Here is a 23,362-nt window from a genome sequence, read left to right as displayed (position 1 = left end):
GACCCTACAGCAGCCCGAGCAGCTGCAGATCGGTCACGTACTTGACGATGACCTCCCGCGTGACATGCGGAATCTCGCCTTCCACACCGATGTTCGCATCGCGGACCGCGGCCTGGAACCGGTCTGCCGGCGCAAACGAGCCCTGGGTGGGCACTGGTGGCTGCAGCTCCCCCGCCTGCTGCTTGAGCAACGTCAGCATCTGCAGCACGGAGTTCTGCCGCTGTTGGTCCGACAGCCCCTGCAGGGCCGCTTCGAACCGCTGCAACCACTCTCCGAAGTCCTCGATGCGTTCGATCGGGTATCCGGCCTCGATGAGCCAGTCGATGTAGGTGTCGATGCCGATGCCGTCGTCATGCGGGTTCATCACGTGATAAGTCTCGAAACCGCTTGCGGTGGAATCGGTCACCGACCTCGCGACCTGCCAGCCGAGCTTGGTGATGGCCTGGGCGACGAAGTCGACGGGCAAGCCGTCGAAGTGTGCCCGCTGCCGCTCACCGTTGTCACCGCGCTGATAGAACGACCCGGGTGCGACACCGGTGGCCACGATGCTGAGCACCATGCGCGACACCGTGTCCGTGACGTTCAGCTGCCCGGCGTAGGTCGGGTCGACCATGATCATGCCCGACCGGAACACCGCCACCGGCAGGCCGCAGTGGTCGTGGGCCTCGCGCAGCAGCACCTCGCCTGCCCACTTGCTGTTGCCGTAGCCGTTGGCATACCCGACCTCGATCTTGCGGGTCGCGCTGACCAACCGGATGTCGGCCTGCTCGGTGAACCGCGACGGCTCGATCTGCCTGCCGACGTCCGACGTCGACACGAAGTTGAACGGCTTGAGTTTCGAGGTCAGCGCGAACCGGATCAGCTCGGCCGTGCCCACCACGTTGGGTCCGAACAGTTCGCTGTAGGGCAGCACACTGTTGACGAATGCCGCCGAATCGACGATCAGGTCGACACTTTCGGCCAGCCGCTGCCAGGTCTGTTCGTCGAGCCCGAGGTTCGGTTGTCCCTTGTCGCCCGCGACAACCTGCAGGCGCTCGGTGGCCAGTTCGTTGAAATGCTTGCGTAGCAACGGATCTGTGTCGAAAGTGGCCTCGAGGCGCCTGCGGGCGTCCTCGTCGGACTTTCCGCGCACCAGGCAGATCACCTTGTCGTCGACACGCCGCAACTGCCTCAGCCATTCCAGCAGCAGGTAGCGCCCTAGGAATCCGGTGGCCCCGGTCAGGAGGACCGTCTGCACGGCGCCGTCGGGTCGGGGCAGGGTCGTCGCGGTCCGCAGTGTCGGAGCGTCGATGAACTTGTCCAGTGTCAGATCGCGCGCATGCACCTCGGTGACGTCGCTGCCGTGCACCGCTGCGAAGCTGACCCTGTCGGTCCGCTCACCGGCGTCGTGTTCGACGTGCAGGCTCAACTTCGCCACGGTCGGTGCCTCGAACAGCGTGCGCACCGACAGGTCGGCGTCGAGCGCCGTGTTGACTGCGGCTGTGACACGCATGGCCGAGATCGAGTCCCCGCCGAGGTCGAAGAACGAGTCGTCGAGGCCGATCCGTTCGACGCCCAGCACATGGGCGAAGATGCCGGCGAGGGTCTTCTCGGTCTCGGTCTCCGGTGCCCGGTAGCGCTGGGCGCTCTGATATTCGGGCGCGGGCAGCGCGCGCCGGTCGAGCTTGCCGTTCACGGTCAACGGCAGCGTCTCCAGCGTGACCACCGCAGCCGGGACCATGTAGGCGGGCAGTCGGTTGGTGAGTTCGGAGCGGGCGGCCGCCGGGTCGGCGGTACCGGTGATGTAACCCACCAGTCGCTTGTCGCCGGGACGGTCCTCGCGGGCGATCACGACCGCCTGGTCGACGCCGTCCACGTCGGACAATGCTGCCTGGATCTCGCCGAGCTCGATGCGGTAGCCGCGGATCTTGACCTGCTCGTCGGCACGGCCCAGGTACTGCAGCTGCCCGTCGTCACCCCATCGCACGAGATCGCCGGTGCGGTACATCCGCGCACCCGGCTCGCCGAACGGGCACGCCACGAAGCGTGTCCCGGTCAGGCCGCTGCGGCCCACATAGCCCACGCCGACACCGCGACCTGCCAGGTACAGCTCGCCGACCACCCCCGGCGGCACGGGGCGCAGCCACTCGTCGAGGACGAAGGTCGCTCCCTTGGGTACCGGCGAGCCGATCGGGACCACATCGGACCCCGGCGAGAGCGGCGCGCTGATGGCCGCGTAGATCGTGGATTCCGTCGGTCCGTAGGCGTTGATCATCACGCGATCGACGGCCCAGCGGTCGACGACCTCGGTGGGGCAGGCCTCGCCCGCCACCACCAGCGCGGTGCCTTCCAATCCCTCCGGCGACATCATCCGCACCGCCGAGGGGGTCTGGTAGAGCACGTTGACCCCTTCGGAGACCAGCAGCGCGTGCAGGTCGTCGGGCGAGCCGGCGATCGACTCGGGCACGATCACCAGACGGCCACCGTGCAGCAGCGCACCCCAGATCTCCCACACCGAGACGTCGAACACCAGCGAATGCCATTGCGACCACACCGCGCCAGGTCCGGCGGGCAGCTCGGCAGGCAACGTGTCGAGCACCTGTGTCACGTTGCCGTGTGTGATCGCCACGCCCTTGGGCACACCGGTGGTTCCCGACGTGTAGATCATGTACGCGATGTCGTCCGGCGAAGGCGTGAGCAGCGTTGTGCTGGGGTAGATCTCGACCGCTGGATCGTCGACCTCGACGACCTGCAGATCGAAACCGTCGAAGCGGGAACGCAGATCACCGGTGGTGACGGCGGCGACGGGCTTGGCGTCACCGAGCATGAACTCCAACCGCGCGGCGGGTACCGACGGGTCGATCGGCAGGTACGCCGCCCCGGTCTTGAGCACCGCGAGGATCGCGACGATGGCATCGGCCGAACGGGGCACCATGAGGGCCACGGACTTCCCCGGCGCGGCACCGTAAACCGCCAGCAGGTTCGCCAACTGATTTGCGGCCTCGTCGAGTTCGCCGTAGTTGAGCGACTCGCCCTCGAAGGTGACCGCCGGCGCCTCGGGATCGCGCTCCACCTGTCGGGCGAACACCTCCGGGATGGACTGCGGAGAGTCGACCGGCTGCGTGAGGACCGCACGGTTGGCCCATTCGTCGAGCTGTGTGCGCTCGTCGTCGTCGACGACGTCCATCGACGACAGGCGCCGAGCGGGGTCGTCGATCATGGCCTCCAGCAGCCGCTGGAACCGGTCGATCAAGGTCTCGATCTCGCTGACGTCGAACACCGAGGTGTCGTACTCCACGCGTAGGCCCAGTTCGTGCCCGGGCAGCGCCATCACCGAGAGCGGGTAGTGGTTGTACTCGCGGTTGTTGAACTCGGTGACCGCCAGCTCCTGCACACCCATGAACGCGCTCGTGTCGATCGGGTAGCTCTCGTACAGGAACAACGTGTCGAACAGCTGCTCGTGCCCCGAGACGTGGTGGATGTCGTTGAGTGCCAAGTGCTCGTGCTCGAGTGTGTCGTTGTGATGGCTCTGCAGCTGACGCAACAGATCACCCACTGTGGTGTCCGCCGAGACCTTCGCCCGGATCGGCACGGTGTTGATCAACAGGCCCACCATCGACTCCGCGCCGGCCAGGTCGGCAGGCCGCCCCGATACCGCCGTGCCGAACGCGACGTCGCGCTGACCGGTCATCCGCATGGGCAGCTGGGTCCACGCAGCCTGCAGCACGGTGTTGATGGTGGTGTGCTGTGACCGCGCGAGTTCACCGAGGGCGCGCGTGGTTTCGGCGGACACGCGGTACGACTCGATACCCCGCGGCCCGGGTACGCCGGGCGGTGCGACCAGGGTGGGTGTCTCGAACCCGTCGAGCACCTCACGCCATGCCGCTTTGGCGGCGGTGGCGTCCTGCGTCGCAAGCCAATTGACGAAATTGCGGTACGGCGCCGCGGCGGGCAGCCGATGCCCGAAGTACCCGGCGAAGATCTCCTGCAGCAAGATCGGCAACGACCAGCCGTCGATGACGATGTGGTGGAACGTCAGTACGAACCTGTGCTGATTACCCGAGGTACGGATCAGCGCGGCGCGGAACGTCGGCCGTTCGAGCAGATCGCACACGGCCGAGCGCTCGGCGGCGCACAACTGCTCGATCTCGTGGTCGGGCGTGAGATCGTCTCCGCGCAGATCCAGGTACCGCCACGCGATCATCGGATCGGCCGTGAGCACCTGCACCGGTTCGCCGAACTGTTCGACGAACCGCGCCGCGAGGTTGGGGTGCCGCGCCACGACCGTGTGCACAGCGTCCCGGAGACGGTGCTGGTCGAGAACACCGGTGATGGTGATGTCGAGTTGCACCGCATAGACGTCGTCACCGATACCGCGCGCGAACGTCGAGTGGAACAGCAGACCCTGCTGGACCGGCGTGAGCGGCAGGACGTCGGTGACGTCGTAGCGCTGGGACAGTTCGTCGATCTGACGCTGGGTCAGGCGCGCAGGTGCGACATCGGACGGGGTGAGGCCACCGCCGCCGCCTCGGACGTGCGCGCATATCCCCGCCAGCGCCTCGAACCAGAGCCGACTCAACCGCGTGGCCTGCTCCTCGTCGAACGCCGAAGGGGCCCACGTCCAGCTGGCACGCAGGCTCGGTCCGTTGTCGGTGTCGATGGTGCCCGCGTTGAGCTCGACGGTGTGCATCAGTGGCATGGGCACCGCGGACGCCGCGTCGCTCAGCGCGAGGCTGTCCTGGTCGATGCGCCACAGTTCCTCGGACAGTTCGCCGGCGCCGGCGCCCAGCCGTCCCAGGTAGTTGAAACCGATCGTCGGATCCGAACCACCCAGGTCCACTTCGGGATTCAGGTACCGCAACAAACCGTAGGTCAGACCCTCGGGCAGCGACCGCAACTGCTCCTTGACGGCCTTGACGATCCCACCGAGCGCGGCGTCACCGGCGACGACCTGCTCCCACGGCAAATTTTCCACGGTCAGCGCGACCGGGTACTTGGTGGTGAACCAGCCGACCGTGCGTGACAGGTCGACGTCGGATGCCAGTTCGTCGTAGCGGCCGTGGCCCTCGACGTCGACGCCGATCGGGGTGTCCGAGCGGTTCAGGAACTCGGTCCATGCCAGCCCGAAGGCGACCAGGAGGATGTCCTGGACACCGGCGCGGAACGCCGCGGGCACCTCACCCAGCAGCTGACGTGTGGTTTCCACGTCCAGCGAGGCCGAGAGCTGCCCGGCTGTGACGTAGGTGTCGGTGTCGGGCTGCACCGGCGGCAGTGCCTGTGGGACGGAGGTGACCGCGCGCCATGCGTCGGCGAGGTCGCGCACCGTATCGGTCTTCGCGTGTTCGGCCAGCAGAGCGCTCCAGCGCGCGAACGACGTGCCGCCTGCAGGCAGCTCAATGGACTGCCCGGTGCAGTGCTGGGCCCAGGCGATGTTGAGGTCTTCCAAAAGGATTCGCCACGACACCCCGTCGACCGCGAGGTGGTGGATCATCAGCACCAGTTGGCTCGTCTCGCGCACCCAGACCGCGCTGACCATGGCACCGGCGGCGGGATCGAGGCGGTTGCGCGCCTCGACCAGTACGTCGTCGGTCAGTGCGTCGACGGTGCGAAGGCACTCGCGGGCCCCGACGGCGCCGGCCTCCGGCACCAGCAGCGACCACTCGTCGGTGTCTTCTTGCGTGTCCTCGACCCGCAGTCGCAGCGTCGCGTGCCGATCCAGCAGCGCCTGCAGGATCACCACCACGTCGTCCTCGGTGACACCGGCCGGAGCCTGGGTGATCACCGTCTGGTTGAACTGACCGGTGGGTCCGTCGACTTCGCGCAGCCAACGCATGATCGGGGTGGCGACCACCGGGCCGACACCCTCGTCGACGACGTGGGATTCACCGGCCGCGACGGCCACGCGGGCCACACCGGCGACGGTCTGCTCGACGAAGATGTCGCGCGGGCGGCACTGGATCCCAGCGGCCCGCGCCCGGGCGACCACCTGCATCGACAGGATGCTGTCGCCGCCGAGGTCGAAGAACGAATCGTCGACACCCACCCGCTCGACACCTAGCACCTGCGCGTAGACGTCGGCGAGGATCTGCTCGGCCGGTGTCGACGGTGCACGGTAATCGTTTGCCGCACTGCGATATTCAGGTGCGGGCAGGGCCCGGCGGTCGAGTTTCCCGTTGACCGTCAAGGGGATGGTATCCAGCACCACCACCGCGGTGGGGACCATGTAGGCGGGCAGGCTCTCGGCCAGGGCCGTACGCAGCTGTGCCGGATCGGCGGTCCCGGTGATGTAACCCACCAGGCGCTTGTCGCCGGGGCGGTCCTCACGGGCGATCACGACGGCCTGGTCGACGCCGTCCAGCTTGGCCAGCGCGGCCTGGATCTCGCCGAGTTCGATGCGGTAACCACGGATCTTGACCTGCTCGTCGGCACGGCCGAGGTACTCCAGCTGACCGTCCGAACCCCAACGAACCAGATCTCCCGTGCGGTACATCCGCTCGCCGGTTTCGCCGAACGGGCACGCCACGAACCGCGACGCGGTCAGATCCGGACGCCCGATGTAGCCAGTCGCGACGCCGTGTCCGGCCACGTACAGCTCACCGACCACGCCTTCGGGAGCGGGGCGCAGCCACTTGTCCAGCACGAACAGGGCCGCGCCGGGGACGGGAGCACCGATCGGAGCGACGCCCGTGCCCGCCGTCAGGGGCTCGCTCATCGCCGCGTAGATGGTGGCCTCGGTCGGGCCGTACGCGTTGATCATGACGCGGCCCGGGGCCCATCGATCGACCAGCTCGGTCGGGCAGGCCTCGCCTGCGACGATCAGCGTCGTCGACTCGAGCCCTTCCGGAGACAACATGCCTGCCGCGGACGGCGTCTGGCACAGCACACTGACCTTCTCGGTGATCAGCAGGTTGTGCAGGTCGTCGGGCGAGCTGCCGACGGACTCGGGGACGACGACCAGCCGGCCGCCGTGCAGCAGGGCACCCCAGATCTCCCACACCGAGACGTCAAACACCAGCGAATGCCACTGCGACCACACCTGGCCGGGCCCGGAAGGGAGGTCGGCGTGCAGTGCGCTCACCAATTGGGTGACGTTGTGGTGGGTGACGGCGACGGCCTTGGGCACGCCGGTGGTGCCGGACGTGTAGGTCATGTAGGCGAGGTCGTCGGGCCTGGGCCCGGACAGCGCGTCGCTGGGACGCCGGTCGATCGCCGGATCTGCCATGTCGATGACGGCAAGGTCGTACTGGTCGAGACGTGACCGCAGGTCAGCGGTGGTCAGCGCCGCTACGGGCTTCGCATCGGACATCATGAACCCGATGCGCGCGTCGGGGTGTGCCGGGTCGACGGGCAGATATGCGGCACCTGTCTTGAGCACCGAGAGGATCGACAGAATCGCCTCGCCGGACCGCGGGATCAAGAACGCCACTGTCGCACCGGGTTTCGCACCGTGTTCGGCCAACACATGTGCCAGCCGGTTGGAGGCCTCGTCCAGTTCGCGGTAGGTCCACGAGCGGTCGCCGGACACGAGCGCGACCGCGTCCGGGGCGCGGACCACCTGTTCGGCGAACAGCGCGGGAATGGTGACCGGCGTCGGGCCCGGGTCGGTCAGGACCGCGCGGTTACCCCATACCTCGATCTGGTCGTGCTCGTCCTCGTCGAGGAGGTCGAACGACAGCAGAGTCCGCGTGGACGGTTCGGCAGTCATGACTTCTCCCTCATATCCGCGGTCATGGCCACCAATACCCGCTGCAACCGGTTCACCAACCTCTTGATGCGTTGCCGATCGAAGACGTTCGTGTCGTATTCGACCCGTAACCCCAGCTCATGGCCGGGCACGGCTTGCACAGAAAGTGGGTAGTGGTTGTACTCGCGGTTGGTGAAATCCGTGATGGACAACTCTTGAACGCCCAGCAACGCTGCTGTGTCGATCGGATAATTTTCGTAGACAAATACTGTGTCGAACAGTTGATCATGCCCCGTGGCCCGGTGAATCTCGTTGAGCGCCAGGTGCTGGTGATCCAGCGTATCGGTATAGGCGCCCTGCAGTTGATTCATCAGGCTCGCGACGGTCGTTTCCGGCGTGATCGTGGCACGCACCGGGACGGTGTTGATCAACAGACCCACCATCGAATCCGCACCGGGCACATCGGTCGGGCGGCCCGAGACCGCGGTACCGAACGCCACATCGGGTTGCCCGGTCAGCCACATGAGCACCTGCGCCCATGCCCCCTGCAGCACGGTGCTCACGGTCGTGTGGCAGGAGCGCGCCAGTTCACCGAGCGCCTGTGTGGTCTCGGCCGAGACCTGGAACGACTCGACAGCACGGCGCCCGAGGGCCAGGCCCGGTGTGCCGACCAGGGTCGGGGTCTCGAAACCGTTGAACACCCCGCGCCATGCCGCCCGCGCCGCGTCGTTGTCCTGCTCGGCAAGCCACGAGACAAAACGCCGGTACGGCACCGGCGCGGGCAGCCGCTGACCGAAGTAACTGACGAAGATCTCCTGCAGCAGAATCGGTTTCGACCAGCCGTCCAGGACGATGTGGTGGTTGGTCAGCACAAACCTGTAGGTCTCTTCGCCGGTCCGCAGCACCGCGGCGCGGAACGGCGGCTGATCACCGAGCCGGCACACCGCGGCCCGCTCGGCCGCCGAGATCTGCGCAATCTGCGCGTCGATGTCCGACCGACCGCTCAGGTCGACGTATTGCCACGCGAGTTCGGGGTTCGCGGGCAGGATCTGCACCGGTTCGCCGAAGTCCTCGTAGAAGTGCGCGACCACGTTGGGCCTTCGCGTGATCACCGTCTGCACCGCATCGCGCATGCGCTCCACATCGAGCCGGCCCGACACCGAGATGTCGAGCTGCACCGCGTAGAGGTCCTCGCTGTCCTGCGACAGCCCGGTGTGGAACAGCAGGCCGTGCTGCAGCGGCGTGAGCGGCAGCACGTCGACCATGTCGAATTGCGCTGTGAGATCGTCGATCTGCTGCTGACTCAGCCGCGCAGGTGCGACATCGGACGGCGTCAAGCCGCCACCACCCGAGCGGACGTGGGCACAGATCCCTGCCAGCGCATCCGACCACAGCTTGCTGACCTTCTGGATCTGTTCCTCGTCGAGTGCCGACGGGGCCCAGGTCCAGGTGGCCTGCAGTTGCGGTCCGGCCTCGGTGTCCATCGTGCCCGCGTTGAGTTCGACGGTGTGCCCGAGCGGCGTGTTCACCCGGCCGGCGGCAGCGGTCAGCGTCACCGCGTCCTGGTCGAGCCGCCACAGCTCATCGGAGAGATCCGTGGCGCCGGCACCGAGCCGGCCCAGGTAGTTGAACCCGATCGTCGGATCCGAATCGCCAAGCTCGACTTCGGGATTCAGGTACCGCAGCAGTCCGTAGGTGAGGCCGTCGGGAACGCCGCGCAGCTGCTCCTTGGCGTTCTTGATCACCGCTCCGAGCGCGGCGTCACCGGAGACGACCTGCTCCCAGGAGATGCCGCCGTCGTTGCGATCGAATTCCAGTGCCACCGGGTACTTGGAAGTGAACCAGCCCACGGTGCGGGACAGGTCCGCATCACCGAACAATTCTTCGGTCCGGCCATGGCCCTCGACGTCGATTCCGATGCGTCCGTGCTCTGAACCCAGGTACTCGCTCCAGGCCAGCCCGAACGCGATCAGCAGGATGTCCTGCACCCCGGCATGGAAGGCCGCGGGCACGTCACCGAGCAGTTGGCGCGTGGTCTCGACATCGAGTGAGGCCGACAGCTGGCCGGCATTCGCGTAGACGTCGGTATCGGGTTGCGGCGCGGGCAGCGCTGCCTGGGCCGCGGAGACCGCACGCCACGCCTCGGCGGTGGCGAGCACATCGGCTGAACGCGCGTGCTGGTCCAGCAACCTGGACCACTTGCCGAACGACGTGCCGGGGGTGGGCAGCACCACGGGCTGACCGTTCCGGTGCTGCGCCCAGGCGATGTTGAGGTCCTCCAACAGGATCCGCCACGACACCGCATCGACCGCGAGGTGATGGACCATCAGCGCGAGTTGCCGTGTCTCGGGAACCCACGCAGCGGTGAGCATCGCCCCGGTCGCCGGGTCGAGCTGCTCGCGCACCGCCGCGAGGCTGTCGGCGGTCAATTCTCCGACGGTGCACAGACGATCGCGCGCATCGACCGAACCAGGCTCCGGCACAGCCAGATCCCAGTTCGCGGCGTCCTCGACCCGCAGACGCAACATCGCGTGGTGATCAAGGACCGCCTGGAGCACCGCGATGACATCGGCCTCGGTCACCTCGGCCGGGGCCTGCAGCACCACGGTCTGGTTGAACTGGTCGATCGGTCCGTCAAGGCTGTACAGCCAGCGCATGATCGGGGTTGCCACGACAGGGCCGACACCGGTGTCGACCACGCCGGACTCGCCTTCGGCGAACGCCACGACCTGCGCCAGACGGGCAACGGTCTGCTCGACGAAGATGTCCCGCGGGCGGCACACCAGGCCTGCGGCGCGTGCCCGCGCCACCACCTGCATCGAGGAGATGCTGTCGCCGCCGAGATCAAAGAACGAGTCGTCCACGCCGACCCGCTCGACACCGAGAACCTGTGCGTAGATACCGGTCAGCAGTTCCTCCACGGCGCTCGCCGGTGCCCGGTACTGATCTGCGTCCTGGTACTCGGGGGCCGGCAGCGCGCGCGTGTTGAGCTTGCCGTTGACCGTCAACGGCAGCGACTCCATCACCACGATCGCCGCGGGCACCATGTACGCGGGGATCCGCTCGGCGAGCGCGGCCCGGGCCTTCACCGGGTCGACCGCGCCGGTCACGTAACCCACCAACCGCTTGTCACCGGGGCGGTCCTCGCGGGCGATCACCGCGGCCTGCTCGACACCGTCGAGTCCGACCAGCGCGGCGTGCACCTCACCGAGTTCGATGCGGTACCCGCGGATCTTGACCTGCTCGTCGGCACGTCCCACGTACTGCAATTGGCCGCCGGCACCCCACCGCACCAGATCGCCGGTGCGGTACATGCGTGCGCCCGGTGCTCCGAACGGGCAGGCGACGAAACGTGTCGACGTCAGGTCGGAACGGCTGATGTATCCGCACGCCAAACCTTCTCCGGCCACGTACAACTCGCCGACCACTCCGACCGGCACCTGACGCAGCCAGCCGTCCAGCACGAAGAACGACAAGTGCTCGAGTGGCACACCGATGGGGCTGGTGCTGTTCGCGAGATCGGCCTCGCCGATCTCGCGGAAGGACGCGTGCACCGTGGTCTCGGTGATGCCGTACATGTTGATCATGCGCGGCATGCCCGGGTGGGCGTGCATCCAGCCCGACAGCCGGTGCGGCTCAAGCGCTTCGCCGCCGAACACCACGGTCTGCAGCTTGAGTTGCTCGCCGCGTTCGGGATACAGCGCGTCGGCGGTCTGCAGCGCGTAGAACGCCGACGGGGTCTGGCTGAGCATGCTCACCTGCTCGGCGACGAGCATCGCGTGCAGGTCCTCCGGCGAACGGACGACCGCGTCAGGGACCATGAGCACGCGGCCGCCGTTGAGCAGGGGACCCCAGATCTCCCACACCGAGTAGTCGAAGGCCAGCGAGTGGCACTGCGTCCACGTCTGCCCGAGCTCCAGCTGCGCGCCGAGGGTGTCGAGCAGCTGTGCGACGTTACGGTGCGTGACGGCAACACCTTTCGGCGTGCCGGTGGTACCCGAGGTGTAGATGATGTAGGCGATGTCGTCGACCGCCGGGACCGGCAGCGACGTGCTCGCCTCGGCGCCGATGGCCGGGTCGTCGACCTCGATCACCGGTACCCCGGACGCGATCAGCCTGGTACGCAGGTCGGCCGATGAGACGGCCGCGACGGGCGCCGCGTCTTTGAGCACGAACTCGATCCGGGCGTCCGGGTGCGCGGGGTCGATCGGCAGGTATGCCGCCCCGGTCTTGAGGATCGCCAGGATGGTCACGACGGCTTCCCCGGTGCGCGGCAGCAACATCGCCACCCGCTCACCGGGTTTCGCGCCACGTCCAGCCAGCAGATGCGCCATCCGGTTGGAGGCCTCGTCGAGTTCGCGGTACGTCCAGGACCGGTCGCCGCAGCTGAGCGCCACGGCATCGGGCACGCGCCGAACCTGTTCGGCGAACGACGCCGGGATCGATTCGAGTGCGGGCGCGGGACGTGTCAGCACGGCCCGGTTGCCCCACTGGTCGAGGCGTTCGTGTTCCTGAGCGTCGAGCAGGTCGATCGTCGAGAGCCGTCGTGCCGGCTCCGTGACCATGGCTTCGAGCACTCGCTGCAACCGGTTGACGAGTGCCTCGATGCTCGGCGCGTCGAAGATCTCGGTGTCGAATTCGACGCGGAGGACCACCTCGTGGCCCGGGGTCGCGACCATCGACAGCGGATAGTGGTTGTACTCGCGGCTCGCGAAGTCGGTGACCGCGAGATCCTGCACGCTCAGCAGCGCGTTGGCGTCGATCGGGTAGTTCTCGTACACGAACAGCGTGTCGAACAGCCGGTCGTGTCCGGTGAGACGGTGAATCTCGTTGAGCGCCATGTGCTCGTGGTCCACCGTGTCGTTGTGGTCGCGCTGCAGCTGGCCGAGGAGGTCGGCGACGGTCGTGGCCGCACCGCTCGTCGCACGCACCGGCACTGTGTTGATCAACAGACCGACCATCGAATCCGCACCGGGCAGGTCCACGGGTCGGCCCGAGACCGCGGTGCCGAACACGACGTCGCGCTGCCCGGTCAGCCACATCAACAGCTGCGCCCAGGCGGCCTGCAGCACGGTGTTGACGGTCGTGTGCTGCGAGCGGGCGAGCTCGCCGAGGGTGCGGGTGGTCTCCTCGGACAGCCGGAAGGACTCGACGCCACGCGGGCCCGCCTGCGCGGGCGGCGCGACGAGTGTGGGCGTCTCGAAGCCTTCGAGAACCGATCCCCACACCGCGTGCGCGGCCTCGCGGTTCTGAGCGCCCAGCCACGTGACGAAGTTGCGGTACGGCGCGGGCGACGGCAGCGGCTGACCGAAATAGGCCGTGAAGATCTCCTGGAGGAGTACCGGCAGCGACCATCCGTCGATGACGATGTGGTGGATCGTCAGCACGAACCGGTGCAGGTTGTCGGCGGTCCGGATCAGCGCGCCACGGAACACCGGCTGCTCGGCGAGCTTGCAGACCGCCGAACGCTCTGCTGCGCAGAGTTGCTCGACACGTTCATCCACACCAGAGTCCGCCGGGTCGAACTCGACGAACTGCCAGGCGATCTCGGGATCGACGGACAACACCTGCACCGGTTCGCCAAACTGTTCGACGAACCGCGCGGCAAGGTTCGGGTGGCGGCGGATCACGATCTGCACGGCATCACGCAACCGCTGCGGATCGAGGCTGCCGCTGAGCGTGATGCCCAGTTGGACGGCGTAGACGTCGTCGCTCGGCACACCCGCGGCCTCGGCACCCGCGGCCTCGGCGAAGCCGGCCTGGAACAACAGGCCCTGCTGCAGCGGGGTGAGGGGAAGTACGTCGGCAACCTCGAACTTGGTTGTCAGCTGGTCGATCTCGCGCTGGGTCAAACGCGCGGGCGCGATATCCGACGGGGTGAGGCCACCACCACCGGCCGCGACATGTGCGCAGATGCCGGCCAGCGCCTCGAACCACAATTGGCTCAGGCGGGCGGCCTTGTCTTCGTCGAAGGCCGACGGGGCCCACGTCCAACTCGCCTGCAGACTCGGCCCGTTGTCGGTGTCCATGGTGCCCGCGTTGAGCTCGACGGTGTGGGCCAGCGGCATCGGCACGGCCGATACCACGTCGGTCAACGCGAGGCTGCCCTGGTCGATCCGCCACAGTTCCTCGGACAGCTCCCCGGCACCGGCGCCCAACCGCCCCAGATAGTTGAATCCGATCGTCGGATCCGAACCACCCAGCTCCACTTCGGAATTCAGATACCGCAGCAGGCCGTAGGTCAGGCCGTCCGGTACTGCGCGAAGCTGTTCCTTGACATCTTTGACAACCGGGCCCAGCGCGGCGTGACCGGCCACGACCTGCGCCCACGGCACGTCAGCCACGGTCAATGCCACCGGGTACTTGGTGGTGAACCAACCCACGGTGCGCGACAGGTCGACGTCGGACGCGAGTTCTTCGTGGCGCCCGTGCCCCTCGACGTCGACCGTGATCGGGGCGCCCGAGTGGTCGAGGAACTCCGACCAGGCCAGGCCGAACGCCACCAGCAGGATGTCCTGGACACCGGCGTGGAACGCCGCGGGTACCTCACCGAGCAACCGTCGCGTGGTCTCGGGATCCAGCGTCGCCGAGAAGCGTCCGGCGTTGACATGGGTGTCGGTGTCCGGGCGCACCGCGGGCAGCGTCGCGGGCTTCGCCAGGATCTCTCGCCACGTGTCGGCCTGTGCGGTCACCTGGGCGGTGCGCGCGTGGTCGGCCAGCAGCTTGGACCACCGCACGAACGACGTTCCGCCGGCCGGGAGCTGGACCTGCTGACCACTGTGGTGCTGGGCCCAGGCGATGTTGAGGTCTTCCAGCAGGATCCGCCATGACACGCCGTCGACGGCGAGGTGGTGGATGATGAGCACCAGCCGACTGGTCTGCCGAACCCACAGGGCACTGACCATCGCACCGGCGGCCGGGTTCAGCTGCGCACGCGCGGCCAGCACGACGTCGTCGCTGAGCGTCTCGACCACGCTGAGGCAGTCACGTGCGTCGACCGTTGCCGCATCGGGCACCAGCAGTGACCATTCGCCGTCGTGGTCCTCGACCCGCAACCGCAACGCCGCGTGCCGATCGAGCAGGGCCTGCAGCACCGCGACCACGTCGGGTTCGGTGACGCCGGCCGGGGCCTGCACCACGAGCGTCTGGTTGAACTGGTCCGTCGCACCGTCGACCTCGCGCAACCAGTGGATGATCGGGGTCGGCACCGCGGAGCCGGTTCCGTCGTCGGAGGCGTCGCTCTCGCCGGTGACAACCTGCGCCACCGAAGCCAACCGCGCAATGGTCTGCTCGACGAAGACGTCACGAGGGCGGCACTGGATGCCCGCGGCGCGGGCACGCGCAACGACCTGCATCGACAGAATGCTGTCGCCACCGAGATCGAAGAACGAATCGTCCACGCCGACCCGCTCCACGCCCAGCACCTGCGCGAAGATGTCGGCGAGGACCTCTTCGACCGGGTTGGACGGGGCACGGTAGTGCCCTCCCGAGCTGACGTACTCGGGCGCGGGCAGCGCGCGCGTGTCGAGCTTGTTGTTCGGCGTCAGCGGGAGTGCGTCCAGCACCACGATGGCGACCGGCACCATGTACGGCGGCAGCCGGTCACCCAGTTGCGTGCGAAGTTCCGCGGGATCCGCGGTTCCGGTGATGTAACCGACCAGACGTTTGTCACCTGGGCGGTCTTCGCGTGCGATCACCGCGGCGCTTTCGACGCCGTCGAGGTCGGCGAGGGCCGCCTGTACCTCGCCGAGCTCGATGCGGAACCCGCGGATCTTGACCTGCTCGTCGGCGCGGCCCAGATACTCCAGCTGACCGTCTTCGCACCACCGCACCAGATCACCGGTGCGGTACATCCGCTTGCCCGGCTCACCGAAGGGGCACGCGACGAAGCGGGACGCCGTGAGACCTGAGCGACCGATGTACCCGTAGGTGACGCCGTCTCCCGCCACGTACAGCTCGCCGGCGACACCCTTGGGAACCGGGCGCATCCAGGCGTCCAGGACGAACAGACCGGCTCCCGGCAGCGGATAACCGATCGGCACGACCGAACCCGGCTGCAGCGGCGCGCTGGTGGTCACGCAGATCGTGGTCTCGGTAGGCCCGTACCCGTTGACCATCGCGCGCCCAGGGGCCCACTTGTCCACCACGGCCGGCGGGCATGCCTCGCCGACCACGACGAGCGTCGTGCCGTCGAGTCCCTCGGAGGACAGCATCGCCACTGCGGACGGAGTCTGTGTGAACGCGTCGATCTTCTCGCGCACCAGTAGGTCGTGGAACTCCTCGGGCGAGGCCGTCACCGACTCGGGAACCACCACGAGTCGCCCGCCGCGCAACAGGGCATTGCCGATCTCCCAGACCGACGCGTCGAAGGCCAACGAGTGGCACAGGGGCCAGGTGCCCGGATGCGGCAGACCGGACTCCAGAGCGGCCATCAGGCGGGTCACGTTGTGATGGCTCACGGCCACGCCCTTGGGCGTCCCGGTGGTGCCCGAGGTGTAGATGATGTAAGCCATGTCATCCGGCACCGGCCCCGCCGGCGGGGTGCCCGGCTGCCCCGCGATGGCCGGATCGTCGATGTCGATCACGGTGAGGTCGTGATCGACGAGCCGAGACCGCAGTTCCGCGGTGGTGATCGCCGCGATGGGGGTCGAGTCGCCGAGGATGAAGTCGATGCGCGACGCCGGCACCACAGGGTCGATCGGCACGTATGCCGCCCCGGTCTTGAGCACCGCCAAGATCGCGATCACCGCGCGGTCGGTCCGCGGTGACAGAAGCGCCACGCGCTCGCCCGGACGGGCACCGTGGGCGATCAGCAGGTGCGCGAACCGGTTGGCGGCCTCGTCGAGCTCGCGGAACGTCATCGTCCGGTCTTGGTAGGTCATGGCAGGCGCATCGGGCGCATTCGACATGTGCTTGCCGAACAACTCGAGGATGGTGATCGCGTCCGGGTGCTCGGTGAGGACTGTCTGGTGACCGAAGTCCTCGACCTCGGTGTGCTCGACCGCCGCCACGGTGTCGATCGACGACAGCGGGCGGTCCGGATCGGCCGCCATCGCCATCACGACCTGCTGGATGTGGTCGGCGAGGTCAGCCACCTCGAAATCGGCGAACGGCCGGCCCGCGCCGGCGGTACTCAGGAAGAGTTCGTCACCGGCTCCGATGAAGAACAGCCCGAAGTGGCCCATCGGCCCGTGGTTGGTGTAGGACGCGGTCGCTTCCGCACCCGCAAAGTCCAAGGTGAGGCGCGATGGGATGAAGTTGACCGCCAACCGGTTCGATGTCTGACGCGCGCCGCCGTCACCCAAGCGGTGGACCGGGAAGCGCTGATGTGCAAGCAGTTCCCTGATCCGGGCATCGACCTGCTTGCAGAACTCGCCGACGGTCACATTCGGCGGCGCGTCCAGCACCAACGGAGCGACTCCCGCCAGCATGGCGGGCAGAGTCTTCGACTCCGGTGTCACGCGCCGACTGACCGGGAAATCGAGCGCCACCTGGTCACCGGTGGCCGACCAGGATTGCGCCAGGAGTGCACAGGCCGCGGTGGTGACGGAATAACGCCTGATACGAAGGTTTTTCGAGAGCACCTTGATTTTGCCGACGACGGACGGATCGATGGGCACCGACGCCGAGGGCGTATAAGCGTTCTTCCCGTGCGACGTGGGGGCGAGACCTTGGTCCAGACCGGTGTCCGGGGGCAGGTTTTCGCTCCAGTACGCCAGGTCGTCCTGGTAGTCCGCGGACGCCTCGTACGACATCTCGCACTCGACGAGATCCCGCAACGAACCAAAGTATGCGTCCGGCACCGGTTTACCGGCGACCAGCGACGAGTAGATGGTCGAGATACGGCGGCTGACCAGGGCCATGCCGAGTCCGTCCACAGAGATGTGGTGGCCGAGCCCGAACAGGTAGAACTGTTCGGCACGCGTCTGGAACAGCGCGAACTTCACCAGCCGACCGGTGAGCGGCAGCGGGGTGTGCTGGATCTCTGCCGCCATTTCACGGGCTTTCGCCTCAGGATCGTCGGCGTCCCGCACGTCGTACAGCGGGACGTCGAGATCCGAGTAATCGAGCGGCTTCTGAAAGACCTGGCCGTCAGCTTCGAAGAATGTGGCGCGCGCCGGTTCGGCCTCTTGCAGAGCTTGACGGATCGCCTGTTGCAGGAGTCCGTGATCGACGACGCCGTCGATCTTGCCCAAAAGGCCCAGCTGCCACTCGGCGCCGGCCAGTCCGCTTTCTTGCGAAAGCCAGATATCCAACTGCCCGCGCGACAGTGGTAGTGCCCCGTCGACAGGTTCCATTATTCAGCTTCCCAACAGACTTATTTGACTCAGCCGTCAAGAGCCCCGCCCTGCGCCAACCTCTCGCGCAGGCTCTTCGGTCGGATATCGGTCCAATTCTGTTCAATAAACTCCAGGCACTCAGCACGGCTTGCTTCACCGAAAACCACCCGCCACCCAGCAGGCACGTCGGCAAAGCTGGGCCACAGGCTGTGCTGCTCTTCGTCGTTGATCAAGACGAAAAAGCTGCCGTTGTCGTCATCGAACGGGTTGATGCTCACGTTTCTCCCGGCTGTTCAGCGGACATCGCAAACATAACGCAAACATACGGTAGGTCGCATCGCCGGGATAACCCTTTTCCCGAAGAAGCGGATGTCAGCGACCCGCCAGCGACCTTCAAGATCGTCATAGAACATTAGCCGAGGACATTTACCTACAGAGTTTCACCTGTTCAGGCCTAGTGCATTGGCTTTCTAATCAATTGCGAAAATTGCATCTCTGTGAGACTTGTGTGGCGTCACTGAGCTGCCCGTGAGGAGTTTGGGTACACCCCTGACTCGTGCAGATTTCAGCAAACTATCGAAGTCAAACACAACATCGGTTGTCAGCAGTCCCTTGCGCGCGATTCGTCCTTTTCGGTGAAGTTTCAACAAGTTGCCATATCGACGCGTGATCCCGTTATCAACTGCTCATCGTGATACTTCGTCCAGCACTATGCGTTGCGAAAATGTGCTCAGACAGCGGACAGGTCGGAATGAACATTCACATATCAGACCCTGACACGACACTCTTGCGCGGCTTGGGCAACATCTGCGCATCAGTCACTCGCTACCGAGTACGCGAATCGGCGTCGTCACCACCTCATCAAGTCCCGAAGTTCGGACGTTTGTGCAGTTCAGCGCGGTTCAAGACGCAATATTGCACAGTCCGCCGCCGGGGGCCGACCTACCGACGGCGTGCGGGAAGACCACCGCGCTTTTCGCAGCGACGCCAGGCGCCTCAGCAAGCTTCGGTGAGCCGATGAAACGTCCGCTTCCGACACTCCATCGCAGCGACGTGAGGCCGATCACCTCTACTTGGCGGCGCACCGATTGACCCCTCATACGCTGCGACGATCGTCGTCGCAAGCGCGCTCTGAACAGGACCGGCAAAGTCGACGGCAGGCGTGTGCCGCCCGGTTCGCCGCGCGAGGGAGTGTGTCCGCGGGTCACTCGGCCTGGCGGTATAACTATTCAAAAGCCGATCTTTTTGGATTTTCGCGCGCGATATTTTTGCCAAAAGATCGCGTGAATCGGTCAAAAGAAAAAGTTCGAATTTGCCGAAACCGAAAGTCCCACCACGAGAGACTATTGCCTGTCGTCAGGACCTTCGTCGGCGTTGATATGCGTCCCTTCGATCGGAGAGGAACCACGCGGCATGAGCATGAAGAACAGCGGCACACGCACCACCGTTCCTCCCGCGATGGGCATACGGACTGCGAAGGACACCACTTCCAGCTCGAGCCGCTTACCGCGCTGGGTCTCCATCTCCAGCCGACCCGGCAACCGCTTGGGCTCCGCAAGCCAGTCCAAGCCGCGTTCGATCGACCGAACCAGGTTCATGCCGACGACTATACGCGTGGCGAGATGAAGCGCCGCTGCCGAATGCCCATCAACAGCTGCCCGTCAATCCAACTGCCCCACAGATAGTCTCGTTCGGCAGCCTCTCGAGAACCCAGATCGCTGTACTCGCGAGGGCCGTCTCCACGTTCGAGTAGGCGATAATCCCACCCACAGACAAAACCGAGAGGCTCTTCCGACATGAAGTTTGCGCTGGCATGCTACGGAACCCGGGGCGACGTAGAGCCGTCTGTCGCCATAGGGCGCGAGCTACAGGACCGCGGTCATGGCGTTCGCATGGCTGTGCCGCCGGAGCTGGTCGGTTTTGCAAAGGAAGCGGGTCTCGAAGCCCTTACGTACGGGCCTCCGCTGGAGGACTTTCTCCGAGAAGACTTTCTTCGCGAATTCTGGAACCGGGTGATCCGGAATCCCGTCGGAACGCTGCGCGAACTGTGGGCGCCGATCGCTCGCTACTGGCCCGACACCGCCGAAACCCTTTTCACTGTCGCTGACGGCGCCGATCTGCTGTCGACAGGGCTGAACTTCGAACAGCCCGCCGCCAACGTCGCGGAGTACTACAAAATTCCGCTCGTCGGGTTGCACCACTTCCCGATGCGCCCGAACGGCAAGTTGATCCCGGCGCTACCTGCGGCCGTGGTGCGCTCTGGTGGGACGTTGACCGACTGGTTGCTCTGGCGGTCGACGCGAAAGGTGGAAGACATGCAGCGACGCGAACTCGGTCTTCCGAAAGCAACGGCCCCGGCGTCACGCCGCATCGCCGAACACGGGTGGCTTGAGATCCAGGCCTATGACGCGGTGTCTGTCCCCGGCCTCGCTTCCGAATGGGCCCGGTGGGGCGCTCAGCGTCCCTTCACGGGTGCATTGACCATGGGGTTGCCGACAGCGGACGACTCCGAGGTCACCGCATGGATCGAAGCAGGCTCAGCTCCCATCTGTTTCGCGACGGGCAGCATTCCACTGGCGTCACCGGCAGACACGTTGGCGATGATCGGTGCCGCGTGTGCCGAACTGGGTCAGCGAGCACTGCTCTGTGCCGGAGGGACCGACTTCACGGGCGTGCGCGTCCCCCAGCACGTGAAGGTTGTCGGAGCGGTCAACTACGCCGAGATCTTCCCTGCCTGCCGCGCTGTGGTCCACCACGGGGGGTCCGGCACCACCGCGGCCAGCCTGCGCGCCGCGGTACCGACGTTGATCTTGTGGAGTTCAGCCGACCAGCCTTACTGGGGTAATCAACTCAAGCGTTTGAAGGTGGGCACCGCGCGGAGATTCTCGAGCACCACCACGAAGACCTTGGTCTCCGACCTGCACAAGGTCCTTGCCGAGGAATGCCTGATACGCGCCCGAGCCGTCGCCGCGCAAATGACACAGGCGGACGCAAGCGTGCGAACGGCCGCCGATCTCTTCGAGGCAACCGCGGAAAAATCGAGCCGGTGATTGCGCGGCCGGTGCCGGCACCCGGCAATTCCGCTCCTCTGCACGAAAAGCAGGAAGGTCGTACCAGAAAGCAATAGGCTTTCGGCAATGGTGAGCCTGCTGTGCGGGTCGGCAGGTGATCCGACATCCGAATAACAGGGGGCAGCGTGACCGACTACAGGTGTCGTATTTGCGGCGGTGTTCTACGCCAGGTGCTCGATCTCGGCCGACAACCTGTCTCGAACGCGTTCGTCAAGCGAGAAGACGCCGGTAACGTGCCTGTCTTCCGACTCGCAATCGGTTCCTGCGAGACGTGCACCATGGTGCAGCAACTTGAGACCGTACCGCCGAACGACATGTACCGGGCCGATTATCCCTACCGCGCGTCGGGCTCCATGATGATCCGCAAGCACTTCGAAGAGGTCGCGCGTCAGATCATAGACACATGCGCGGACCTCCAGAACACCTTCATCGTCGAGATCGGAAGCAACGACGGCGTCATGCTGAAGACGTTGAGCGCCGCGGGCGTGCGGCACCTCGGTGTCGATCCGGCTGCGAGTGCGGGTGAGGTCGCACGTTCACACGGCATCAATGTCCGCACCGATTTCTTCAATGCATCCACTGCGGAGGAGATCTACGCCGAGCAGGGGCCTGCGAACATCATCTTCTCGGCGAACACATTCAGTCATATCTCGGATCTGGCGACGATCTTCAAAGGCGTCGACACCCTGCTGCGCCCCGATGGTTCGTTCGTCTTCGAAGACCGTTCCCTGGCCGACATAATCCGGCACAACTACTTCGACCAGATCTACGACGAACACATCTACCTTTTCTCGGTGACCTCGGTGAAGGCCATGGCCGAGCATTTCGGCTTCGAACTCGTCGACGCCAAACATCTGCCGCTCCACGGCGGTTCGATCCGATACACCGTGGCACGGCGAGGGACGAGGGTGCCGAGCGCCGCGGTGTCAGAACTTCTCGCGAAGGAACAAGCCGAAGGACTGGCCGGGGAGGAAGCGTTCGAACGGTTCGCCGGTGAGGTCGGCCGCATCAAGACAGACCTGGTATCCCTACTGGAGAAACTCCGCTCCGACAGTAAACGCGTTGTCGGCTACGGCGCGACGTCGAGGAGCGCCACCGTGCTCAACTACTGCGGTATCGGCCCCGACCTACTGCCGATGGTCTGCGACTCGACACCGGAAAAACAGGGGCGGGTGACGCCGATGTCGCTGATCCCGGTCTGCCCGCCCGATGCGTTCGCCGACCCGTACCCGGACTACGCGTTGCTGTTCGCGTGGAATCACGCAGAGGAGATCATGGGCAAGGAGCGACTCTTCCAGGAGAAGGGCGGCCGCTGGATCGTCTACGTACCCCAGGTTCACATCGTCTGAGGGCCCGCGGTGCCGACGGTCAGGCTGCCGGTTTGATGATCAGCCCCTGCCCCGTGGGCAGGGTGCAGACCATCACGCCGAGTTCTTTCGCGACCTCGTCCATGGCGATGCGCTGCTCCTCACGGCCCCTGTTGGCGTAGTCGTCCAGGAGGACGAACGCGCCGGGCGTCAGGCGGGGCCAGAAGTAGCGCAGCGCGGCGACCTCAGGAGGCGCGCAGTTCATGTCGATGTGCAGGTACGCCACTTTTTCGGCATCGACCTGATCGAGCGTGTCGGGGACAGCACCGACGATGATCCGATGGTTTTTCCATTCCGAGAAGTTGGCGCGGACGCTGTCGACGGAATCGACATATAGACCGTCACGCAGGTGCGCCTCGCTCGTCTCAAGGGCACCCGATTCGCGCTCGACCGCTGATACGTACCGCGGATCCAACCCGGTGAAGGTGTCGAGAAGATAGAACGTCTTTTCGAGACTGTTCCAGTCGAGGTACTCCATGATGGCGCTGCTCAGAAAGCCATAGCTGACGCCACATTCGACGAAGTCACCCTCGAGTTTGCTCGCACTCGCTGCCGCCCACAGCCCCACGTGCACGCGCCAGTGCCACTGATACCAGTCCATGTCGCCGAGTGCCTTCGCACCGCGCTCGTACGCGCGCTGGAAATCCGGATCTTCCATGAACGCATGCGTATTGAACGTGATCAACGCATCGTTCGAATACACGTCCCGCAAAATGGTGCGCGCGAGCCAATATTCGCCACGTACGGCCAACATCTTCAGACGGGCGGGAAACGACAATCGAGTCGGCACGGCGGCAACCATAACACCGCGGCACATCGCTTCGCCGTGGAGACAACGCCGATGCTGCAGCAACTTCACCGCACGGCACTCCCTGGCCCAGTCCGATTGCTCTTGCCGCCACGGCAATTCGGGCAGTACACTCCCACACGCACACCCGACAAGCTAACGCAGCGATCGGACAAAGAATCCGCCGACGACGC

General features: G+C 65.9%; 7 protein-coding genes. 2 read left to right on the top strand and 5 right to left on the bottom strand.

The window, feature by feature from the left end; all coding sequences use genetic code 11:
* Positions 1–4: 4 nt before the first annotated feature.
* The 4 genes from AT701_RS01875 to AT701_RS01860 all read right to left on the bottom strand — a co-directional run bounded on the left by AT701_RS01875 (position 5) and on the right by AT701_RS01860 (position 19,541).
* Positions 5–7,684 carry a non-ribosomal peptide synthetase gene (locus tag AT701_RS01875; RefSeq protein ID WP_058125040.1) on the bottom strand — a complete coding sequence of 2,560 codons (7,680 nt, stop codon included), beginning with the start codon at positions 7,682–7,684 and terminating at the stop codon, positions 5–7.
* Entirely contained in the window at positions 7,681–17,961 is a 10,281-nt protein-coding gene (locus AT701_RS01870; RefSeq protein WP_058125039.1) for a non-ribosomal peptide synthetase, read from the bottom strand. Before AT701_RS01870 ends, AT701_RS01875 begins: the two co-directional genes overlap by 4 nt.
* A 29-nt stretch (positions 17,962–17,990) precedes the next feature.
* Positions 17,991–18,221 (bottom strand): MbtH family protein, encoded by a 231-nt coding sequence (locus AT701_RS01865; RefSeq protein WP_058125038.1) that lies wholly within the window; start codon positions 18,219–18,221, stop codon positions 17,991–17,993.
* 1,065 nt (positions 18,222–19,286) lie between these two features.
* Positions 19,287–19,541 (bottom strand): hypothetical protein, encoded by a 255-nt coding sequence (locus tag AT701_RS01860; RefSeq protein WP_058125037.1) that lies wholly within the window; start codon positions 19,539–19,541, stop codon positions 19,287–19,289.
* Between the two features lie 198 nt (positions 19,542–19,739).
* On the opposite strand from AT701_RS01860, the gene AT701_RS01855 reads away from it, so the two are divergent.
* Both AT701_RS01855 and AT701_RS01850 read left to right on the top strand, forming a co-directional pair.
* Complete coding sequence (locus AT701_RS01855; RefSeq protein ID WP_058125036.1) at positions 19,740–20,993, top strand: glycosyltransferase; 1,254 nt, start codon at positions 19,740–19,742, stop codon at positions 20,991–20,993.
* Positions 20,994–21,139: 146 nt separating this feature from the next.
* On the top strand, positions 21,140–22,363 hold the full coding sequence (locus tag AT701_RS01850; protein WP_058125035.1) for a class I SAM-dependent methyltransferase: 1,224 nt from the start codon (positions 21,140–21,142) through the stop codon (positions 22,361–22,363).
* A gap of 19 nt (positions 22,364–22,382) precedes the next feature.
* Here AT701_RS01850 and AT701_RS01845 read toward each other — a convergent pair whose 3' ends face one another.
* The gene (locus AT701_RS01845) at positions 22,383–23,183 is read right to left on the bottom strand and encodes a TylF/MycF/NovP-related O-methyltransferase (RefSeq protein ID WP_058125034.1); all 801 of its coding nucleotides are present in this window, start codon (positions 23,181–23,183) and stop codon (positions 22,383–22,385) included.
* Between the last annotated feature and the right edge of the window lie 179 nt (positions 23,184–23,362).

Source organism: Mycolicibacterium smegmatis (genome assembly GCF_001457595.1).
GTDB lineage: Bacteria > Actinomycetota > Actinomycetes > Mycobacteriales > Mycobacteriaceae > Mycobacterium > Mycobacterium smegmatis.
Note: the sequence above shows the minus strand (reverse complement) of the source record. Positions and strands in the feature narration are given on the sequence as shown.